The organism is Pseudomonas sp. H3_E04 (assembly GCF_054668915.1).
The window spans coordinates 3,938,506-3,959,797 of record NZ_CP162797.1; the positions used below are offsets into that span (position 1 = coordinate 3,938,506).

A 21,292-nucleotide genomic window follows, 5' to 3' on the forward strand; every position below is an offset into this window, starting at 1 on the left:
GAGAAATACGATCAAGAGTCTGGTAGTGACGAGTTAAGAAAAGATTAAAGGCAAAAGTGTGGCGGAATGTCAGGTGGCAGATCCTGATGATGCGCTGTCTGGACAGGCCTCATCGCGGGCAAGCCCGCTCCCACAGTGGTTAGTGGCGTGCACAAATCCCGCGTTTACCTCAGAAACCTGTGGGAGCTGGCTTGCCAGCGATGGGGCCCTCACAGGCAAAAAAAAGCGCGGCATATACGCCGCGCTTTTTCATTCACCGCAAAGCCTTACTGCGCCTTGGTCTCGGTCGTTGCAGCAGGCTTGGCCGCTGGTTTCTTCGCCGGCTCAGCCTTCTTTGCCGCCGGTTTGGCAGCCGGCTTTTTCGTTTCGGTCTTGGCCGCAGGCTTCTTCGCCGCTGGCTTGGCCGCTGCTTTCTTCGCTGGCTCGGCTTTTACCGGCGTCGCTGGCTTCGGCGCTTCCACCGGAGCTGGCGCAGGTGCCGGGGTCGGCGCAGGCGCTGGAGCGGCCGGAGCAGGTGCTGGCTCTGGCGCTTTCACAGGCTCAGGCTTCTTCTCGTCATCCGAACCGCCAAACAGGTTGCTGAAGAAGTTGCCCTTCTTCGCTGCCACCGCGCCCGCCGCGCCTGCCGCTGCAGCGGCCGGAACCACTTTGGCTGGCTCGAACGATTTGCCGGCCGCCAGATCTTCAACCTGACTGGCCGCACGCTGGCCGGTGCGCAGCGCTCCTTCCAAGGTGCCCGGGTACAAGGTGTCGGTGTGTTCGCCGGCGAACGCTACGCGTTGCAGCGGACGTTCCCACAGGCGCCAGAACTTGCTGATCTGCCCCGGGCCGTAAGCCAGGTAGGCGCCGCCCATCGACGGGTCGGTGCTGTAGCGGCGGATTTCATAACCGGTGAACGAGCCACGGGCCTGAGGATAAAACGCATGCAGACGGATCAGCACCTGATCGACCATCTGCTTGTCGCCGAACGCCTGCATCACACGGGCGTTGTCGCCAGACAGGTTGATCACCACATTGGCGCCGCCCTTCAGCGCCGGTTCGATCCAGAGCATGCCTAAACCTGCGTTGCTGTAGATCTCGCCGGACATGCGCGACTTGCTTTCCCACACTGGCGTCTTGAACTTCAGCATGATCTGGTCGCGCCAGCCGTAGTTGGTGCCTTTGATCGCCGCCAGGTGCTGGGCATCCAGCGCCGGGGTCAGCGCGATCTTGTTCAGTGCGCGCAACGGCACGGCCAGCACCACGTAGTCAGCCTGATAACCGACGCTGCCGACTTTGACGGTCACGCCGTCCTTGTCCTGGATGATGGCCGAGACCGGCGAGCTGGTCTTGATGGTCTTGATCTGTTTGACGAAGGCCTGGGCCAGCACCTGGCTGCCGCCGACCAGACGCGAGGCGCGCAGGTCGCGGTCGGAGACGCCGCGATAGACGCGGTTCTGCTGAGCGAAATACAGCAGCGACAGACGCGAAGGTTCGTCGTAGTGGGTGCGAATGTCCTGGTTGATCAACTGACGCGCGGTGGCCGGCAGGTTCTGCTTGTCGAGCCAGCTCGATACGGTGATCTGGTCCAGCGCATGCAAAGTGGCGGTCGCCGCCGGATTCTGCGGATCGTCGATCGAACGCGCCAGATCGTCGAGGGTTTTCTGGTAGCGCTTGAGCGCATCGGCGGTGGCTGGCTGCTTGGTGGCCAGATCAGCAGCGGAGAAATAATCCCCGTCGATCAGATAACCCGGCGTACGCACGAATTCCGGCGCCGGCGTAGTGCCGAGCTTGAAGGTCGACACGTACTTGTTCAGCACCGGCTGGGTCTTGTCGTTGCCGATCCACTCGCTGGTGGCCATGCCCGAGCGCCCGCCCAGGCTCGGCTTGGCTTCCAGCAGGGTGACCTGCCAGCCTTTGTTTTGCAGTTCGTAAGCGGCGGTCAGACCCGACAGGCCGCCGCCGATCACGATTGCGGTTTTATCCTTGGCCAGCGCCGTAACGCTGAACAGCCCCAACATCACCAGCGCACAGGCGCGCAGCCAACCGACAGACATTCAGCGAACTCCGGAAAAACATGTGGGAAAAGCAGTTATGCGAGTCAGACGACTCAAAGAACCGCGAAGAATACGTTAGCCATCAAAACGCCGCCAGCGACGTCTATCGGCTCAGACAAAGTAGCTCAATCGACACAATGGGTTGTTCCTGCGCGATGCATTGCATAGGCTTGCGCGATTGTTCGCCCGCGCCTGACGCGAGCCGCCTCGAGGAGACTGTAAATGGGCCTGAATAACCAGTGGATGCAACGCGATCTTGCGGTGTTGTGGCATCCCTGCACCCAGATGAAAGACCACGAACAGCTGCCACTGATCCCGATCAAGCGCGGCGAAGGCGTTTGGCTCGAAGACTTCGAAGGCAAGCGCTACCTCGACGCGGTCAGTTCCTGGTGGGTCAACGTGTTCGGCCACGCCAACCCGCGCATCAACCAGCGCATCAAGGATCAGGTCGATCAACTCGAGCATGTGATCCTTGCCGGTTTCAGCCACCAACCGGTGATCGAGCTGTCCGAGCGTCTGGTGAAAATGACCCCGCAAGGCTTGAACCGGGTGTTCTACGCCGATAACGGTTCGTCCTGCATCGAAGTCGCGCTGAAGATGAGCTTTCATTACTGGCTCAATCGCGGCCAGCCGAACAAGAAACGCTTCGTCACCCTGACCAACAGCTACCACGGTGAAACCATGGCAGCGATGGCGGTCGGCGATGTGCCGCTGTTCACCGAGACCTACAAAGCCCTGCTGATGGACACCATCAAAGTGCCCAGCCCGGATTGTTATCTGCGTCCCGACGGCATGGGCTGGGAAGAACATTCGCGCAACATGTTTGCCGCCATGGAACAGACGCTGGCGGAAAATCATGACAGCGTCGCGGCAGTGATCGTCGAGCCGCTGATTCAGGGCGCGGGCGGCATGCGCATGTATCACCCGGTCTACCTCAAGCTGTTGCGCGAAGCCTGCGACCGCTATGGCGTGCACCTGATCCACGATGAAATCGCCGTCGGCTTCGGCCGCACCGGGACGATGTTCGCCTGCGAGCAGGCCGGCATCCGCCCGGACTTCCTCTGCCTGTCCAAAGCCCTCACCGGCGGCTACCTGCCGCTGGCCGCATGCCTGACCACCGACGAGGTCTACAGCGCGTTCTACGACGACTACCCGACCCTGCGCGCCTTCCTCCACTCGCACAGCTACACCGGCAACCCGCTGGCCTGCGCGGCGGCATTGGCGACGCTAGATATCTTCGAGCAGGACAACGTCATCGAGAATAACCAGGCGCTGGCTCAGCGCATGGCCTCGGCGACCGCGCATCTGGTCGATCACCCGAACGTCTCCGAAGTGCGCCAGACCGGCATGGTGCTGGCGATCGAGATGGTCAAGGATAAAGCCACGAAAGAGGCCTACCCTTGGCAGGAGCGTCGTGGCCTGAAGGTGTTCCAGCATGCGCTTGAGCGAGGCGCGTTGTTGCGGCCGCTGGGCAGCGTGGTGTATTTCCTGCCGCCGTATGTGATCACCCCGGAGCAGATCGACTTTCTGGCCGAAGTGGCCAGTGAAGGTATTGATATTGCGACGCGTGACAGCGTCAGTGTTGCGGTGCCGAAAGACTTTCACCCGGGATTCCGCGACCCGGGCTGATTCGCCTTGCTTGAGATTTGCGGTGGCTGGACTGCCGCTTTCGCGAGCAGGCTCGCTCCCACAGGGGAATGCATTTCAAGTGTGGGAGCGAGCCTGCTCGCGAATGAAGTCGACACCGATCCAACTGATTCATATCTTTCCAGAGACCCGAAATGAGACTGTCCCGCTTCTTTATCGACGCCCCGCTGAGCACCGGCGAACACGAACTGCCGGAAGCCCAGGCGCACTACATCAGCCGCGTGCTGCGCATGGCCGAGGGCGATGCCGTGCAATTGTTCGACGGCTCCGGCCATGAGTTTCGCGGATCGCTGGTGGACGTCGGCAAGAAGCGCGTGGTCGTGCAGATCGACGAGCAATTCGCCGGGCAAGTCGAATCGCCGCTGCAGATCCACCTCGGCCAGGGCCTGTCCCGGGGCGAGCGCATGGATTGGGCGATTCAGAAAGCCACTGAACTGGGCGTGACGCAAATCACACCGATCTTCAGCGAACGCTGCGAAGTCCGCCTCAAGGACGAACGCGCCGACAAGCGCTTGCTGCACTGGCGTCAGGTGGCGATCAGTGCCTGCGAACAGTGCGGGCGCTCACGGGTGCCGGTGATTCATCCGCCAGTGTTGCTGGCGGACTGGCTCAAGCAGACCGAAGCCGAGTTGAAACTGGTCCTGCACCCGGTGGCCGAGCCGCTGGTGAGCCATGCCAAACCGACGACGCTGGCCTTCCTGATCGGGCCTGAAGGTGGCTTGACGGATGGCGAAGTCGAGCAGGCCAAAGGCAACGGCTTCCACGCCGCCCGCCTCGGCGCACGCGTGCTGCGCACCGAGACCGCGCCGGTGGTGGCATTGGCGGTGGCTCAACAATTGTGGGGTGATTTCTAGGCTCCTTCGCGAGCAGGCTCGCTCCCACATTGGATCTCCAGTGACCACAGATTTTGTGAACACTCTAGTTCCAATGTGGGAGGGGGCTTGCTCCCGAAAACGGTGTGTCATTCAACAAATGAGGTTGACTGACCTGACGCCTTCGGGAGCAAGCCCCCTCCCACAGTCGTTGCGTTCACAGGACGTAAAACAGAATCGCAACAAAGTGCAGCAGACTCCCGGCAATCACGAAGAGATGCCAGATGCCATGGGCATGCCGCAGCCGGTGATCCAGGGCAAAAAAGACAATCCCCACCGTATACAAAACCCCGCCTGACGCCAGCCAGGCAAACCCCGCCGTGCCCAATGCAGCGATCAGCGGCTTGACCGCGACCAGCACGATCCAGCCCATCACCGCGTAAATCACGATCGACAGAATCCGTGCCTCGGAGCGCGGTTTTATCTCTTGCAGAATGCCGATCAGCGCCAGCCCCCAGACAATCCCGAACAGCGTCCAGCCCCACGGCCCGCGTAACGTCACCAGGCAGAACGGCGTGTAGCTGCCGGCGATCAGCAGGTAGATCGAAAAGTGATCGACCTTCTTCATGATCGCTTTCTTGCGCCCGCGCACGCTGTGGTACACGGTCGAAGCGCTGTAGAGCACCAGCAAAGTGAAGGCGTAGATCGCCACGCTGACGATCTTCCATGGACTACCGTCGAGGCTGGCAATCACCAGCATCCATACGCCGCCGATAAACGCGGCGATGGCACCGACCAAGTGGGTCCAGGCGTTGAGTTTTTCCCCGTGATACATGTGTCGCATACCTCGTAGTCACTACCGCAAGCGCGCAAGGCTCGGGCCTTGAGCGTAAAAGCGCAATGTTTCTGTTCAAAGCCAAGATCAAAAGATCGCAGCCTTCGGCAGCTCCTACAGGTGATCGCATTCCAATGTAGGAGCTGCCGAAGGCTGCGATCTTTTGATCTTCAAGGCACAATCGACGCATTCCAAAAAGAGTCCGCGCCATGCTGATCGACGAAGAATTGACCCTGAAAAAACTCGAGGTGTTCCTCGCCTTCATGCGCACCGGCAACCTCGCCCGCGCCGCCGCCGAACTGCAGACCAGCAACGTCAGCGTGCACCGCGCCATTCACTCTTTGGAAAACGCCCTGCGCTGCCCGCTGTTCAAACACGAAGGGCGCAACCTGACGCCGCTGGAAAGCGCCTATGTGCTGGAAGAACGTGCGCAAAAACTGATTAACGACGTTGTCGACAGCGTGCGTCTGACCCGCGAAGCCGCCGGGTTCTCCGCCGAGCGTTTCAAGCTCGGCTCGCTGTACTCGCTGACGGTGAAGACCGTGCCGCAGCTGATCATGGGCCTGAAAATCCGCCGCAGCGAACTCAACATCGACCTGATCCTCGGCTCGAACATCGACCTGCTCTACAAGCTGAAAAACATGGAAGTCGACGCGATTCTGGTGTCGCTGGACGACAGCATCAACGACCCGGATTGCGAGCAGATTGCGCTGTTTTCCGACGACATTTTCCTCGCCACCCCGGCGGATTCAAAATTCGCTCAGCGCAGTGAAGTCGATCTGGCGGAAGTGCGCGATGAAACCTTCATCACCCTGACCCAGGGCTTCGCCACGCATCAGGACGGTGTGCGGGTGTTCAAGCAGGCGGGGTTCGAGCCGAAGGTGGCGATGCAGGTCAACGACATCTTCACTTTGCTGAGCATGGTCAGCTCCGGGGTGGGGTACGCCTTGTTGCCGGGGCGGATTGCGGCGGTGTACGAGAATCGGGTGAAGCTGATTTCGTTGCAGGAGAAGTACCGGTTGCAGCAGCACATTGGCGTGGTGTTTCTCAAGACAAAGGAGCGCGATCCGAACTTGTTGGCGTTGCTGGCGGAGTGTCGGATGTATGCCAATCGGCAGGCCTGATACCGAGTCGCCCCCTTCGCGAGCAGGCTCGCTCCCACAGGAAAATGCATTCCAACTGTGGGAGCGAGCCTGCTCGCGAAAGCGTCAGCCCATTAACCCGCGCATCGCCAGAAACAGCAGCGAAGGCCCCAGCAGACACCCAAGCGCGGTGTAGAACGCCGCCGTCAGGCAACCATACGGCACCAACTTCGGATCGGTGGCCGCCAGGCCCCCGGCGACGCCGCTCGAGGTGCCCATCAAACCACCGAAAATCACCGCGCTGCGCGGGTTGTTCAGGCCGATCATCGGTGCCACGAACGGTGTCATCACCATCACCAGAATCGCCTTGATCAGCCCCGCCGCAATCGACAACGCCATCACCTCGGAACTGGCACCAATCGCCGCGCCGGTCACCGGGCCGACAATGTAAGTCACGGCCCCCGCGCCAATGGTGGTCAGGCTCACCGCATCGGTATACCCGAATGCCGTCGCCACGCCGACCCCGGCGACGAACGAGGTGCCAACACCGACAAACAGCGCCAGCACACCCACAAACCCGGCACGCTTGAGCTCATCGACACTCACGCCAAACGCCGTCGCCACAATTGCGAAATCACGCAGCATCGCACCGCCGAGCAGGCCGATGCCGGACAGCAGGGGAATATCCACCACACCTTTTTGCCCACCGGTCAGTGCGCCGCCGATATACGACAGCACCAGCCCGAGCAGAATGGCGATCGCCGAACCGTGCAATCGGCCCTTGGTGAAGGTGTTGGACATCCAGTAGGACACCCACATGGTCAGGCCGACAATCAGAAAGCCGCTGATCAGACCGTAACCGGTGATCACTTTCATCATTGATTCGTACATGGCGATTACCCCGCAGTCTTGGCAGGAGCAATCGGCGTCTCTTGCTTGTTGCCCATGCGTGTCAGCACCGGCACCAAGGCAAAAGCGATCACTACGGCGAGGGTGCCGGCAAGAATCGCCATCGGCCCGCCCTTCAGCGCACCGTAGACATTCTGCTGCGCGGCCATGGCGACCACGATGGGAATGTAGATCGCGCTCCAGAACTCCACGCCCTGCTCGGTCTTGCCCTTGAGCCAGCCGCTCTTGTAGAGATAGCTGCCCAGGCCGATCAGCAGCAGCATCGCAATGCCGACGCCACCGACGTTGGCCGGCACGCCGATCAGCTTGCCGAGCAATTCACCGACCCAGATACCGACCAGCGTGCAAAAGGCGAGAAACGCCACACCGTAAATAATCATTGTTGTAGTCCTCAAAGTGCATCGTCGAATGTTGTTTTTGTTGTTCGAAGCTTGAGTCGCGGCGGTTTAGAGTTGGCGGCCACCCTCCTCGCGCAACAGCGCTTGCAGGGTGTCGAGGCGGGCACTGTCGAAGGCAGTGACGGTGCCCTGCTCGAACACCCGGCGCGCCAGCCCGGTCAGCACCGCACCGGGCGGCAGTTCGATCTGTAGACGTACGCCGCGCTCATAGGCGCTTTGCACGGTGCCGCGCCAGTCCACCACGCGGCACATGTTGAAAGCGAGGTCATCGCGCAGCGCTTCGACTTTGCTCACAGGACGGGCGCGGCTGCCGCTCAGATAAGCGATCTTCGGGTTTTTCAGTTCAATCTTGGCGAAGGCCTCGGCAAGCGCCTGCGCCGGCCTTTCCAGTAGCGGGCAGTGCGACGGCACGCTCACCACCAGCCGTTTCGCCACTCCGGCACCACGACTGCGCGCCAGTTCGGCCACCGCATGCATGGCCTCGTCGCTGCCGGCAATCACCACTTGGTTATCGGCGTTGATGTTGGCCAGATACACCGGCCGATCTTCGCTGTGCACTTGGGCCAGCAGTGTTTCGACTGTGGACAACTGCAAGCCGATGATCGCGGTCATGCCGTAGCCCTGTGGATAAGCCTGTTGCATCAGCTCACCGCGCAGGCTGACCAGATGCAGTGCATCGCTGAAACTCAAGGCCCCCGCCACCACCGCCGCCGGATAAGCGCCGATCGACAGGCCGGCGACGTAATCCGCGCTCAGTTCATCCTGCAATAACTGCCGCGAAGCAGCGACACCGGCGATCAGCAGGCATAGTTGCACCGCTCGTGTCGTGCGTAATGCCTCGGCTGAATCCAACTGCAAAACATCCTCGCCGAGCACATCACTGGCCTCGACCAGCGTTTCCCGAGGCAACCGCTGGAGCATGCCGGATTGCTGCGCGCCCTGGCCGGGAAACACCAGCAGACTGCTCACGCTGCCTGCTCCTGCGGGTTCCACGGATCCATCACCAATGCCGCCTGATGCGCATTTTTCAGCAGCACCCTGGACGAACCGCTGGCCCATTCCCGCAAGGCCACAGCGCCGAACGGCGTTTGCAATTGCATGTCGACCCGGCACACAGCCTGATCGAAAAGCTCCACGAGTTTGCATGCCTGATTGCGCGTGATCACCTGCGGCGCACGCAGAATCAGATCGAGATCACTGGCCGCGTGCATCGCTGCAAAACCGCTGGCCAATTCGAACCCGACACTGCCGCTGACACCCCAGACCCAACCGCAGTCATCGAGCATCGGCCGCAGTTGTTTGAGCCCCTGCATCACCGGCAGATCTCGCTCGCACTCAACATGACAAAGGGCCTCGGGACTGACCCGACAGGCAATCGAATCGAGCGGCATAAACGTCGCCTGCCGCTGCTCGCGCAACACACCACGAACGCCGACCGCGACCAGACCTTCCTCGCTCAAGGCCCGGCGCACCACCACCGGTTGCCCGGCCGCCAGCGCCGCGACCGCCCACTGCGGCGCATCCGCCGGCAACTGCGCCGGGGTCATGCCCCAGAGCAGATCGTGGGCCAGGGGCAGGTTCACCACTGCGCCCTCAGCAACTCGCGGACTTTGCTGGAGGCGGCACGATTACTCGCACCAAGTCGACCTTTCAAATCAGTGCTGCTCACATCGTTGATCGCTTGCTTCAGGCACTCGCTCACCCGCGCCAGATCTTCCTCTGTCGGCTGTTCAATCTGCTGCACCGAGAGGGTTTCCCAGAGCAGACCGAGGCTGGCGTAGCTGTCGATGTCGTAGGCCATCGGCGGCACGCTCGAGGCCAGCGCCTCCAGTTCCTCGACACTGCGCAAGGTGACCCGCGCCGCCGACGCCTTGCCCATCGCGTGGACCATCACGCCGGGATCGCGCAGCGCGATCAGGCGATTGGCCTGATAACCGTGGGCGAGAAACGCACCCGACATGGCCTTGCCCACCAGCAGCGCAATCACCGGATGGCCGGCCAAGCGTGCACGGGCATAACTGTCCGCCGCGCCGGCCAGCGCCTGATGAATGCCGAGGGCTTCTTCACGGCGGCCATACGCCTGGCTCGGCACATCGACAATGGCAATGATCGGACGCTTCTGTGCGCTGTCGCGGTCGGAGCTGATCGCGTCATCCACAGCCTTCGCCAGACCCCAGCCTTCGAGCAAACCGACTTCGCCATGGCGGGAGCGGGGAAAACGATTGTCCGGGTCGGCGACCACGGCGATAAAACGGCCGAGCTCAGCGTCGGCGACTTTCAACGACGGCGGCAAACCTTCGACGACCCTGGCGCCAGCGCTGAGGGCGTTGAACCAGTGCAAACCGCGCAATGAATAACCGCTCATGAGCGCTCTCCTTGATACAGATCGCGAACCACCGACGGTTCGATTTGCTTGCCCGTGTCCAGCTTGCCGAGGCGTTGCAGGAACCACTCGGCGCGCTGACTGCGCGGCTGTGCCGGCAAGCCTTGCTGGAGCAATTCGCCAACCTGCTGACGAATCTGCGCCACATCATCGCCGACATAACGGTCCACCAGTGCCGTGTTGAAGCGCTGTTCGCCGCCGGTCAGGCTCCAGATGAAGGGCCGGTCGCGGGAGTCGTATTCCTCGATCCCGGCTTCCTGCTCGATTACCTGCGGGCCATTCAGGCCGAGACGTGCTTCCTGGGTCACCAGCAAATAGCTGCACAGCGCAGCGGCGATCGACATGCCGCCGAAGCAACCGACGCTGCCGGCGACCACGCCGACCACCGGTTGGTATTGCTGCAAATCGACAATCGCCGCGTGAATATCGGCAATCGCCGCCAGCCCCAGATTGGCTTCCTGCAAGCGCACGCCGCCGGTTTCCAGCAGCAACACGGCGCGGGTGGGGATGCCGTTGCGGTTGTCTTCAGCGGCCAGTTCCAGCGCCCCGGCAATCTTCGCCCCGCCGACTTCACCGAGGCTGCCGCCCTGAAACGCGCCTTCAATCGCCGCGATGACCACCGGCAAACCGTCGAGGCGGCCCTTGGCGATGATCACCCCGTCGTCGGCTTGCGGCACTACGCCCTGGCGCTCGAGCCACGGCGACATGACCCGTTGAAACGGATCGAGCAGTTCGCGAAAGGTCCCGGCATCGAGCAAGGCTTTAGCCCGCTGCCGCGCGCCGAGTTCGACGAAACTGTGTTTGTTCAGCAACGCTGCGCTGTCAGTCATGGCCGATCTCCTCGAAACCCTGTTCCAGACGCAAGCGCACCACCCCCGGTGTCGCGCCGAAATCGTGGATATCGATGGCCATCGCCGGCGGCGTGGTGCCGTCGAACATCCGCGCAAACAGGTGCTGCCAGCGCTGCTGCGCGCCGTTGACCGAGGTCTGCACGTTGATCGTCAGTTTGCCGGCCAGACCCGGTTCGATCAGCACTTCCAGATCACCCGAGCCGACACAACCGACCAGCGCACGCCCGCGTGGCGGCTGCCCGGCGGGGAATTCAAACGATAGGTTTTCCATCAAGACGCTCCCTGAGAGATGCCGTCGCGCTCGATACGATCAAGCAACAGCGTGGCGGCGAGCAGGTCGGCGGCGCCACCGGGCGAGGCATTCAATGCGATGAGTTGTTGATCCAGTTCGTGCAGGCGCCGACGGCCGCTGAGGCTGGCGCTGCCGCCGGCATCGAGCACCGCTTGTGCGCCGGCCTGCATGGCCTGCAGGCCGGGTTCGCCAGCGCGGTAGAGCACGCAGGTGTCGGCCAGCTCGGTCATGATCGCCAGCAATGCATCGAGCCGGGCGTTCTGTTCGCCGTGGCCGCTGGCGCGGCTTTTGTGCAGTTGCGGCAGGCCGCGTTGCAGCACGGACGGGAAGCCGAGTTGCGCTTCTTCCCTAGCGCCGCGTGCGCCGTAACGCTGGGCAACTTGTGCGCCGTGGCTGAGCGGTTTCGGTGCGTAGCGGTCGTCGAGCAGTGCCAGACGGGCGGCACACAGAGCGACGGATTTCGGTTGCAGCGCGGCGGCCGTCACCAACAGTCCCAACGCCCAGATCGCACCGCGATGGGTGTTGACGCCGTTGGTGGTCACAAGCATGGCTTGCTCGCCTTCACGACCGATGCGGCCAATCGCTTCGCGCAATGGCAAACCGACTTCGCCGATCTCCAGCGCCGCCTCGGCCATTTCCTTGAACGCTGGCCACAAGGCCAACGCCGAAGCGTGCATCAGGCCCAGGTGCAGATCGGTGTGCGCGCCGTTGCCACGACGGTCGACCAGCGCCGGTTTCGGCGACAGATCGGCTTCGTCGATCAGCGCGTCCACCGCCAGATCGGCCAAGCGGTCAGCCAGAGAAAGCGGTTTCGCTTGCAGGTTGAATGCGTGCATTACCAGCTCCTGAATTTGGCGGGCGGGTTGTACAGGCCGCCGGACCACTCGACCAGATCGGCCACGCTTTTCGCCGCGAGCAATTCACGAGTGGCGTCAGTGCGGCGGATGCCGAGGTCTTCGGGCAAGGCGATCAGGCCCTCGCGGCGCATGCGTTCGGTGTCTTTCGGGTTGTGCCGCAGGCCGATGGCGGTGACCCCGGCGACTGCGGCGATCATCGCCTGGCGTTCTTCCAGCGAGCGCGCCTTGTACAGGTAGGCGATGCCTTCTTCGGTGAGCAGGTGCGTAACGTCGTCGCCGTAGATCATGATCGGCGCCAGCGGCATGCCGCTTTTCTTCGCCACTTCCACGGCGTCGAGGGTTTCGACGAAGGTCGGTTTGCCGCCCTCCTGAAAGGTCTCGACCATTTGCACTACGAGTTTCTTGCCGCGTTCGAGCATCGGTTGCGGCCCATCGGCGTGGCGCATGTCCAGCCACGCCGGGGTGCCGTGACGGCGGCCGCGCGGATCATGCCCCATGTTCGGCGCACCACCGAAACCGGCGAGACGACCACGGGTCACCGTCGAGGAATGGCCGTCGCCGTCGACTTGCAACGTCGCGCCGATAAACAGATCCACCGCGTACTGCCCGGCGAGTTGGCAGACCATGCGGTTGGAGCGCAGTGAGCCGTCGCGGCCAGTGAAGAACACATCGGGCCGAGCGGCGATGTAGTTTTCCATGCCCAGTTCGGTGCCGAAGCAATGCACGCTTTCGACCCAGCCGCTTTCAATCGCCGGGATCAAAGTCGGGTGCGGGTTGAGCGTCCAGTTGCGGCAGATCTTGCCCTTCAAGCCGAGGGATTCGCCGTAGGTCGGCAGGATCAATTCGATGGCGGCGGTGTTGAAACCAATGCCGTGGTTGAGCGACTGCACGTTGTGTTTTTCGTAGATCCCGCGAATCGCCATCATCGCCATCAGCACGTGCACAGGCTTGATGTGGCGTGGGTCGCGGGTAAACAGCGGTTCGATGTAGAACGGCTTGTCGGCGACCACGACGAAATCGACCCATGACGCGGGGATGTCTACGCGCGGCAGCTCGCTGACGTCGTCGACCAACTGATTGACCTGGACGATGACGATGCCGTCGCTGAACGCCGCTGGTTCGATCAATGCAGGGGTGTCTTCGGTACTCGGGCCGGTGTAGATGTTGCCGGCGCGGTCGGCCATGAAGCCGGCCGAGAGCACAACGTTGGGGATCAGGTCCACGACAAGGCGAGCGTAGAGTTCGATGTACGTGTGAATGGCGCCGACTTCGAGCAAGCCATCTTCGAGCAACTGGCTGATGCGCAGGCTCTGGGTGCCGGCGAAGGAGAAGTCGAGCTTGCGGGCGATGCCACGTTCGAACAGATCAAGGTGCTCGGAGCGGCCGACGCTGGGCATGATCATGTGCAGATCATGGAGCTTGGCCGGATCGGCCTTGGCCAGCGAACGCGAGAGGAAATCCGCCTGCTTCTGGTTGTTGCCCTCCAGCACCACACGGTCGCCGGGATGAATCAGCGCTTCGAGCGCGGCGACGATTTTGTCGCTGGGCAACACCGCGCCATCGGCGAGCCCGCGCACCTTGTCGAGCCGGCGCTGCTTCTCGTCACGCCGCCGCGTCCAGCGCGAGTCGGGGGAAATTGTTGTTGTCATGCTCACTCCACGGGGTTCGCTGTCGTGGAGCCAAGTTAGGCGTGTGCGGTGAGGGCATCAATCAAGCTGGGAGGTGAATCATTACGCTGAGCGTAACGGACAAGCTGAAGCTCCTGTAGGAGCTGTCGAGTGAAACGAGGCTGCGATCTTTTGATTTTCAGAATCAAGATCAAAAGATCGCAGCGTGCCGCAGCTCCTACAAGGGGAACGCATTCCAATTGTGGGAGCGAGCCTGCTCGCGAAGAGGACAGTCGCCTCAGCGCATTCGCTCAGTCAGTGGGCACCAGTTTGTCCAGCACCCGGTTCACCGCCATCTCCGCCACCATGACAATCTGCGCGATGCCCTGCAGGGTCTTGCGCTGCGAGCCGTCCACCGAGGCGGCGTGGTTATGTAGCATCACTGTTGCAGAACCCAGGGTTTCACAGGCGTCGGCCAGCAACGATTCGGTGTCGGCTTCGGGGTTGGCCATGTACAGCGTGTTGGGGGTGTACGGCGGGGCCATGAAGTCGGGGCTGGGCGGGCCGAGGTAATGGTCGAGTGCGCGCTCGGCGGCTTCGTGGAATTTCTTTGAGTCGGGGGATTCGTAGGGAGATGCCGGGTCTTTGGTCGGCGGATTGGGCGATGGTTTTTTCATCTTCAGGTTCCGGATAAAGCCGCAACCGCATCTCTGCTAAAAGAAGGGGTGGCAGCTGAACGCAGGTTAGCAGACCGGGGAACCTAAGGAAGCCGGCGCGCCGAAGCGCCCTGCGCACAGCCGCCATCAAGTGCAGGCGTGAAGCCTGACTGACGGTGCTCGTGCAACCTCAGATTTACCACGGGCTGCTAAACCCGATCACTGGGAATCAGTGACCCGATCCAAGTTACGCAGCAAGCCCTGGGCGCACAAGCCGGCGGATTCTGGCGCAGGCGTAGGCAGCGGCGCAAGGATTTGTAGGCTGGTGGGGCGTAACAGTGGGTGTCTTTAAACACCTCAATCAATTGTTGTTTATTAGCTGATCTGGATTGGGGATCTACCCGTAGGAATTTGCTGCCGCGACTGGCGCTTTCGCGAGCAAGCCCGCTCCCACATGGGAGCTTCAGGGTACGCAGATTTTGTGTACGACATCGCTCCACTGTGGGAGCGGGCTTGCTCGCGAATACGCCCGCCAGGACACCACAAACGCAAATCAATAAACCAGGCCAGCCTCCACCAGTAACTGCTCCAGCCCCAACAAATCCGGCACCTTCGCCACCTGCTCGCCCACCTGCACCGCTGCCTGTTCCAGCGCACACAACGGCACATCGACATAACTCAACTGACTGTCGAGCTTGTACGACCGAGGAATCCCCTGCACCAACAGGGCGATGAATCTCAGCTCGGGCAAGCCACCCAGCGCATTCAGGATGACGATCCGCGCCCGTTCGCCGATGACGATTTTCTGCCCGCAGGCCGATTCGAAGCTGATCAGCGGAATCTGCCGCTCACGCCACGTTACCCGGCCCAGGTACCACGGCGGCGTGTCGAGGTCGAAGGCGCTGGCCTGGTAGTCGATCAGCTCGGCGATGGCGACATTGGGCAGGATCAGGTTGCGATCGGCCAGCGGCAGCAGCAGCCCGGTGAGCTGGCTGGTGCGCGGGTTATGCCGGTGCTCATGCATGTTTCTTGCTCCACTGGGCGATGCTCTCCAGCAACACCGATTCCTGATACGGCTTGCCGAGGTAGTCGTTGACGCCGATGGCCATGGCGCGGTCGCGGTGTTTCTGCCCGGTGCGCGAGGTGATCATGATGATCGGCAAGTGGCGCAGGCGTTCGTCGGCGCGCACCTGGGTGGCGACCTCGAAGCCGTCCATGCGCGGCATTTCGATGTCGAGCAGCATCAGGTCGGGCAGGTGCTCTTCGAGCAGCAGCATCGCATCGACACCGTCCTTGGCAGTCAGCACGTTCATGCCGTGGCGCTCGAGCAAACGGCTGGTGACCTTGCGCACCGTTACCGAGTCATCGACGACCATGATCAGCAGCGGCTTGTGCGGTTCGCTGTCGATCTCCGTGGCCGTCGGTTCCTGCGCCAGGCGCGCCTGCATCGCGCGGATCGGTGCAAGCAGATCCAGAATCAGCACCACCCGGCCATCGCCGAGAATCGTCGCCCCCGACACGCCCTGTACCGCCGCGAATTGCGGCCCGAGGCTCTTGACCACGATCTCGCGGGTGCCGGCCATGGCGTCGACCAGCACGGCAATGTGGCGGTCGTTGTAATGCACCAGCAGCACCGGCAACGGCAGGTTCTGCCCGAGCAGCTTCGGCCGTGGCGCAGTCTTCAACAGCTCGCCGAGGTAGCACAGCTCATAACGCTGGCCGGCGTATTGATAACTCGGCGGATCCTGACGGAAGTGCCCTTCCAGATCATTCGGCAATACGCGCACGATGCCTTCGATGGTGTTCAGCGGAATCGCGTACTGATCCTCAGCGCACTCCACCATCAGCGCGCGGTTGACCGACACGGTGAACGGCAGGCGAATGCGGAAATGCACGCCCTGCCCCGGCACCGAATCGATGCTCATGCTGCCGCCGAGCTGGCGCACTTCTTCGTGGACCACGTCCATGCCGACGCCACGCCCGGAAATCTGGGTGATCTTTTCCGCCGTGGAGAAACCCGGCTGGAGGATGAACTGCAACACGTCGCGGTCGCTGATATCGGCGTCGGGGGCGAGCAAGCCGCGCTTGATCGCTTTGCGCCGCACGGCTTCCAGCGGCACGCCGGCGCCGTCATCGCGGATGTCGAAAACCATGTCGCCGCCCTCGCGGGACAGATCAAGGGTGATCTGCCCTTGCGCCGGTTTGCCCGCCGCCAATCGCACCTCGGCGGATTCGAGGCCATGGTCGACGGCGTTGCGCAGCATGTGTTCCAGCGGCGCGGCCATGCGCTCCAGCACGTTGCGATCCATCTCGCCATCGGCATTGCCGACGACGAATGCGACATCCTTGCCCAGCTCCTCGGCGACCTGCCGCACGATGCGCTTCAGACGCGGCACCATGCGTTCGAACGGCACCATGCGCGTGCGCATCAGGCCTTCCTGCAATTCGGTGTTGATCCGCCCCTGTTGCTGCAACAGGTTTTCCGCGTCGTGGTTGCGGCGGTCGAGGGTTTCCTTGAGGTCGAGCAGGTCAGAAGCGGATTCGAACAGCGCCCGCGACAGTTGCTGGAGCTGCGAATGGCGGTCCATTTCCAGCGGATCGAAGTCTTCGTACCCGAGGCGTTCGCCATCGACTTGCTGGCGGCTGAGAATGCGCCCCTGGGTTTCCGTGTCGAGGCGGCGCAACTGATCGCGCATGCGCTCGATGGTGGTTTCCATCTCGTTGAGGGCAATCTGCGCATCGTTGACCTGCTGCTCGATCCGCCCACGGAAGATCGAGGTTTCCCCGGCCAGATTGACCAGTTCATCGAGCAATTCAGACGAGACCTTGACCATGTCCGCGCCAGCATCGGCGGCCGGTGGCGCTGCCTCAGGCTTGATGACCGGGGCTGGCGCAGGCGGCGCTTCAATCTGCATCGGGTGACTGAAATTCTGGATCGCGTTGATCAGCCGATCGGCCGGCGGGCAAGGCTGCCCGGCGCGCACGCCATCGAGCATTTGCGCCAGTCGGTCATGGCCGCGCTGCACCAGCGCAAACAGTTCGGCAGACGGTTGCAGCGCACTGGTGGAGAGGCTTTCGTAGAGAAATTCCAGCTCGTGGGCGAGGTCGCCGATCGGGCCGATTTCGACCATCCGCGCGCCACCCTTGAGGGTGTGCAGATCGCGCAGCAGGGTTTCGATTTCCTGCCGGTTGCCCGGCTCGGCCTGCCAGCGCAACAGCGCGGCGCCGGAGCTTTCGATGATGTCGAAACCTTCTTCGAGGAAGATTTCCAGCAACTCCGGATCATGCCCGGCGTTGTCGTGTTCGACCACTGCGGGGGATGATTCGCTGGCGGCCTGGCCCTGACGCAGCTGACGGATCGCGTCGATCAAATCCTGCGCGGGAGTCAGCGCTTGATGCGCTTGCAGTTGCTCCAGCATCAGCGCCAAACGCTCGTGACTCTGCTGCAACAAACTTTCGAGCGCGGCGCTGTGGCTGTAGCGTCGATCGACCAGCCCTTCGTAGAGATTTTCCAGTTCCTGGGCAAGGTCGCCGATGACCTCGACTTCGGCCATGCGCGCGCCACCCTTCAGCGTGTGCAAATCGCGCTGCAATGACGACAGCGGCGCGGCGTTGTCCGGATCCCTGAGCCAGCGCTGCAAGGCTTGCCCGGCGCTGTCGAGAATGTCCACAGCCTCTTCGAGGAAGATTTCCACGATCTCGTCGTCAGGCTCGAGGGCGGCAACCGATTGCTGCAATTGCGCGGTGGCGCTGCCCAGCTCGCGAATATCGAGGGTGCGGCTGCCATCGCTGCGGATCAGGCCCATCGCCGCCGGGTCGAGGCCTTCGTCGAGCAGTTCCTGCAGGGCACGAATCCGCTCCGGCTGTGCAGTGATTTCCTGGCCGGCGGCGAGTTCGTCGAGCATGTTGATCAGCGCTTCGTGGGCCAGTTGCGCTTCGTGAAAAAACCGCTCACTGACCGCCAGGCTGCTTTCTTCCACCGCGCCATACAGATCGAGCAAGGCTTCGCATAAACCATCGACTGCCAGCAGATCGGCAAGGTGCGCGCCTTCGCCGAGGGTGGTCAGTTCATCGAGCAGAGCGCTGAGTTCCTGGCGTTCGCCGGGGTGCTGCTGCCAGCGCTGCAAAAGGTTTTCCGCGTCGAGGAGGATGTCCATGCCTTGGGCGAGGAAGTTGTTGATCAGTTGCGGATCGCGCTTGAGGCGCAGGCCGCTGTCAGCGCCATCGGAGTTGGCTTGCAGGCGCTCGGCGAGCAGCGCCTCGGTGCGTTTGATCAGCGACTGTGCACCGACAATCGGCGCCAGCGGATCGTGTTTGAGCTGGCGCAGGCCGACGCGGAACAAGCCCTCGGCTTCGAGCAGCAATTCAACCTCGTCCAGATCCAGCGGCAACTGATGCGCCTTGAACTCGCGGGCCAGTTGATCCAGCGAAGCCGCCAGTTCGGCCATCGGCAATACGCCGGCCATCGAGGCACTGCCCTTGAGCGTGTGCAGCGCCCGTTGCAGTTCGTCGCTGGCCGGCAACGGCACCTGTTCGGCGGCCTGATCGAGAAAACGGTTGAGGCTGGCGAGGTGGGTTTCAGCTTCTTTGCGGAAGATTTCCAGCAGCAGCGGATCGAGCGCGGCGACGTCGTCGGTGTCTTCGGCAGCCAGCGGTTCATCGCCTTTGGCCAAGGCGTGGGCGCGGGCGGCGAGTTGATCGACATCGCTGCGCTGGCGCTGACGCTGGGTGGCAAATTCGTTGATCAGCTCGGGCAGCAGCAACACGGTGTCGCCGAGCAATTGGCGCAGCACTGCGCCGGGCTCGACGCTTTGTTCGAGCACGCGGTTGAGCAGGTTTTCCACCGCCCAGGCCAGTTCGCCAAGGACCAAGGCACGGACCATGCGCCCGCTGCCCTTCAAGGTATGGAAAGCCCGACGCAGTTCGGTCAGCGCGGCGCGGTCCTGGGGATTGGCGGTCCAGCGCGGCAGGTATTCGTGGAGAACCGCGAGAACTTCGTCGGTCTCTTCGAGGAACACTTCGCGCAGTTCATCGTCGACCGGTTCTTCATCCGCTGGCGGCGGCATCAGGCTGTCGGGGGTGTTGCGCGCCGGCGGGTTGAGCGACGACAGCGGGCTGGCCAGCACTTCGGCCAGCGACTGCACGACGTCAGGGTCGTCGAGCGCTTGCAGATCCTGCATGAGCTGCGCTTCGCTGGGGCTGAGCACCTCATCGAGCACCGGCACTTGCGCTTCGCCGGGCTGCTCGTTGGCAAAAAAGCCGAGGCTGGCGAGGCTGTTTTGCGCAACATCGAGCAGATGCTCGGCGGGTGCCTGCGGGTCGTCGCTCAGGCGTTCGAGGTAATACTCCAGGCTGCTGATCACATCGGCCAGATGATCGAGTTGTTCCCAGCCCGGTTCGTGGGCATCGAGCATCAAATGCTCGCGGATGAAACCGTTGCAGGCCTCGACCAGACTCGCCGCGCGGGCCAGCGGAATCATCGCCAGCGCGCCGCGCACCTGAGTCAGCAGGTCTGGCAGCGGTTGCAGATGCTGGCGGTCCCAATCGGCGTCGATGTAGTCGACGATCATGTCCTTGGCCTGTTGCAGGCAGATGCGCGCTTCCTTGATCACGATCTGATGGATCTGCGTCAGGTCGGTGGTCGGCAGGCGCGCGTCTTCGGCGCTTTGCGTCTCCACCGTGCCGACCATGCCGGCCAGCGTCGCTTCGACGTAAAGCAAGGCCCCGGCGACGTCCATGAGGATCGCGTCGTTCGGTTCGCGCTGGCCCTGAGCGAGGCTGAGCACCACCGCCAGTTGATCGATGATGACTTTGCGCGGTTGGCCGAAACCCAGTACCGCGAGGGTGTCGGCAATCTGCCGCAGCGGCGCGAGCAGGCTGTCCAGATCCGAAGCATGCTGGCGGTCGCTGCGCACGAACAGATCGAGGCGTTCCTTGACCCGCACCAGCTCTTCGCACAGCGCCGCCAGAACCGAGCGCATGGCATCGCGGTCGGGGCCGGCGAGGCGCGCGCGTTCTTCATCGACCATCGCGCTGTCGGGCAACGCGTCGTCCAGGGAGTAGTGATCTTTCATGGTCAGCATCTGCCCGGTGGGATGTTCGGCTTTGGCAATATAGAACAACAGGCTTTTCAGCAGCTCGGCTGGCGCCGGTTGATTGAGCCCGACGATGCCCTGCTCGAGCAGGCGCTTGAGCTCTTTGTCGGCGTCCTTGAACAGGCTGCGCAGCGCCGGACTGTTGGCGATGACGCCCTCGCGCATGCCCTCGACCAACGCCGAGGCGACCTGCCACAACGGGCTCAACGGCGCGTCGCCGCTCAGCGCTTCGAGACGGCTGAAGACTTTGGCCAGATAGCCAAGGTGCGTCTGGTCGTCCTGTTCGCGCAGCAGACCGACCAGAGCCATTTGCAGCATCTGCCGCAGTTTGCGCAGCACGTTCGGCAGATCGGGCGGTTCCAATGCCGCGAGTGCCGCGTCGCCGAGCGGCGCCAGCTCGGGCAGTGGCGGGCTGAACAGGCTGGTTTCCGCCAGCAGGCTTTCACCGCGAGCGCTGCGCAGATCGTTGATCAGCGGCAACACCACCAGCGGCAGGTCACGGCGCGCGCTCTGCACGCGGTCAAGGTAAAGCGGCAATTGTCCCAGGGCTTGCAGCATCAGGTGCAGGGCTTCATCGCGGTGTGGCACGCGTTGATGTTGCAGGGCTTCGACCAGGTGCTCCATTTCTTCGGCGAGCAACGCTGCGCCGTAGAACTCGACCATTTGCAGGCTGCCGTGCACCTGATGAATGTACGCCAGGCATTCGTCCAGCCCGGGGAACGCCTGCGGATCGTCGAGCACGGCCTCGATCGCCTGATGCGCCAGCTTCAGCGTTTCGGCAATTTCGCCCTTGACCCATTCCAGGGCCACGTAGTCGTGCCGATCACCCATA

17 protein-coding genes are annotated in these 21,292 nt (G+C 62.6%); 3 read left to right on the forward strand and 14 right to left on the reverse strand.

Features of this window, described 5'->3' with window-relative positions:
• Positions 1-266: 266 nt before the first annotated feature.
• On the reverse strand, positions 267-2,036 hold the full coding sequence (locus tag AB4N53_RS17810; protein WP_460122034.1) for a flavin monoamine oxidase family protein: 1,770 nt from the start codon (positions 2,034-2,036) through the stop codon (positions 267-269).
• Positions 2,037-2,258: 222 nt separating this feature from the next.
• Here AB4N53_RS17810 and AB4N53_RS17815 point away from each other — a divergent pair, with 222 nt between their 5' ends.
• Positions 2,259-3,665, forward strand: a complete 1,407-nt coding sequence (locus tag AB4N53_RS17815) for an adenosylmethionine--8-amino-7-oxononanoate transaminase (RefSeq protein WP_460122036.1) — start codon at positions 2,259-2,261, stop codon at positions 3,663-3,665.
• A 152-nt stretch (positions 3,666-3,817) separates the two neighbouring features.
• Complete coding sequence (locus AB4N53_RS17820) at positions 3,818-4,537, forward strand: 16S rRNA (uracil(1498)-N(3))-methyltransferase (protein ID WP_460122038.1); 720 nt, start codon at positions 3,818-3,820, stop codon at positions 4,535-4,537.
• A gap of 175 nt (positions 4,538-4,712) precedes the next feature.
• Here AB4N53_RS17820 and trhA read toward each other — a convergent pair whose 3' ends face one another.
• A complete protein-coding gene (gene trhA, locus AB4N53_RS17825) occupies positions 4,713-5,330 on the reverse strand; it encodes a PAQR family membrane homeostasis protein TrhA (protein ID WP_460122040.1) in 618 nt (205 codons plus the stop codon).
• 209 nt (positions 5,331-5,539) lie between these two features.
• Here trhA and AB4N53_RS17830 point away from each other — a divergent pair, with 209 nt between their 5' ends.
• Positions 5,540-6,454: a LysR family transcriptional regulator gene (locus tag AB4N53_RS17830; RefSeq protein WP_460122042.1), complete on the forward strand. Its 915-nt coding sequence runs from the start codon at positions 5,540-5,542 to the stop codon at positions 6,452-6,454.
• A gap of 84 nt (positions 6,455-6,538) precedes the next feature.
• On the opposite strand, the gene madM is transcribed toward AB4N53_RS17830, so the two are convergent.
• The 12 genes from madM to AB4N53_RS17890 form a co-directional block, all read right to left on the reverse strand.
• Entirely contained in the window at positions 6,539-7,303 is a 765-nt protein-coding gene (gene madM, locus AB4N53_RS17835; protein WP_460122044.1) for a malonate transporter subunit MadM, read from the reverse strand.
• 5 nt (positions 7,304-7,308) lie between these two features.
• Entirely contained in the window at positions 7,309-7,701 is a 393-nt protein-coding gene (gene madL / locus AB4N53_RS17840; RefSeq protein WP_016772756.1) for a malonate transporter subunit MadL, read from the reverse strand.
• Positions 7,702-7,767: 66 nt separating this feature from the next.
• Positions 7,768-8,688 carry a malonate decarboxylase subunit epsilon gene (mdcH, locus tag AB4N53_RS17845; RefSeq protein WP_460122046.1) on the reverse strand — a complete coding sequence of 307 codons (921 nt, stop codon included), beginning with the start codon at positions 8,686-8,688 and terminating at the stop codon, positions 7,768-7,770.
• The gene (locus AB4N53_RS17850) at positions 8,685-9,305 is read right to left on the reverse strand and encodes a malonate decarboxylase holo-ACP synthase (protein WP_460122048.1); all 621 of its coding nucleotides are present in this window, start codon (positions 9,303-9,305) and stop codon (positions 8,685-8,687) included. The genes mdcH and AB4N53_RS17850 overlap by 4 nt, the downstream gene beginning before the upstream one ends.
• The gene (gene mdcE / locus AB4N53_RS17855; protein WP_460122050.1) at positions 9,299-10,084 is read right to left on the reverse strand and encodes a biotin-independent malonate decarboxylase subunit gamma; all 786 of its coding nucleotides are present in this window, start codon (positions 10,082-10,084) and stop codon (positions 9,299-9,301) included. Before mdcE ends, AB4N53_RS17850 begins: the two co-directional genes overlap by 7 nt.
• On the reverse strand, positions 10,081-10,932 hold the full coding sequence (locus AB4N53_RS17860) for a biotin-independent malonate decarboxylase subunit beta (protein WP_460122052.1): 852 nt from the start codon (positions 10,930-10,932) through the stop codon (positions 10,081-10,083). Before AB4N53_RS17860 ends, mdcE begins: the two co-directional genes overlap by 4 nt.
• Complete coding sequence (locus AB4N53_RS17865; RefSeq protein WP_039757560.1) at positions 10,925-11,224, reverse strand: malonate decarboxylase subunit delta; 300 nt, start codon at positions 11,222-11,224, stop codon at positions 10,925-10,927. Before AB4N53_RS17865 ends, AB4N53_RS17860 begins: the two co-directional genes overlap by 8 nt.
• A complete protein-coding gene (locus AB4N53_RS17870; RefSeq protein WP_460122054.1) occupies positions 11,224-12,081 on the reverse strand; it encodes a triphosphoribosyl-dephospho-CoA synthase in 858 nt (285 codons plus the stop codon). The genes AB4N53_RS17865 and AB4N53_RS17870 overlap by 1 nt, the downstream gene beginning before the upstream one ends.
• Positions 12,081-13,751 carry a malonate decarboxylase subunit alpha gene (gene mdcA / locus AB4N53_RS17875; protein WP_016772750.1) on the reverse strand — a complete coding sequence of 557 codons (1,671 nt, stop codon included), beginning with the start codon at positions 13,749-13,751 and terminating at the stop codon, positions 12,081-12,083. Before mdcA ends, AB4N53_RS17870 begins: the two co-directional genes overlap by 1 nt.
• 269 nt (positions 13,752-14,020) lie before the next feature.
• Complete coding sequence (locus AB4N53_RS17880) at positions 14,021-14,386, reverse strand: DUF6124 family protein (RefSeq protein ID WP_460122056.1); 366 nt, start codon at positions 14,384-14,386, stop codon at positions 14,021-14,023.
• A 532-nt stretch (positions 14,387-14,918) separates the two neighbouring features.
• On the reverse strand, positions 14,919-15,389 hold the full coding sequence (locus AB4N53_RS17885; protein WP_460122058.1) for a chemotaxis protein CheW: 471 nt from the start codon (positions 15,387-15,389) through the stop codon (positions 14,919-14,921).
• Positions 15,382-21,291, reverse strand: coding sequence for a hybrid sensor histidine kinase/response regulator (locus AB4N53_RS17890; RefSeq protein WP_460122060.1), 5,910 nt, complete (start codon positions 21,289-21,291; stop codon positions 15,382-15,384). The genes AB4N53_RS17885 and AB4N53_RS17890 overlap by 8 nt, the downstream gene beginning before the upstream one ends.
• Between the last annotated feature and the right edge of the window lies 1 nt (position 21,292).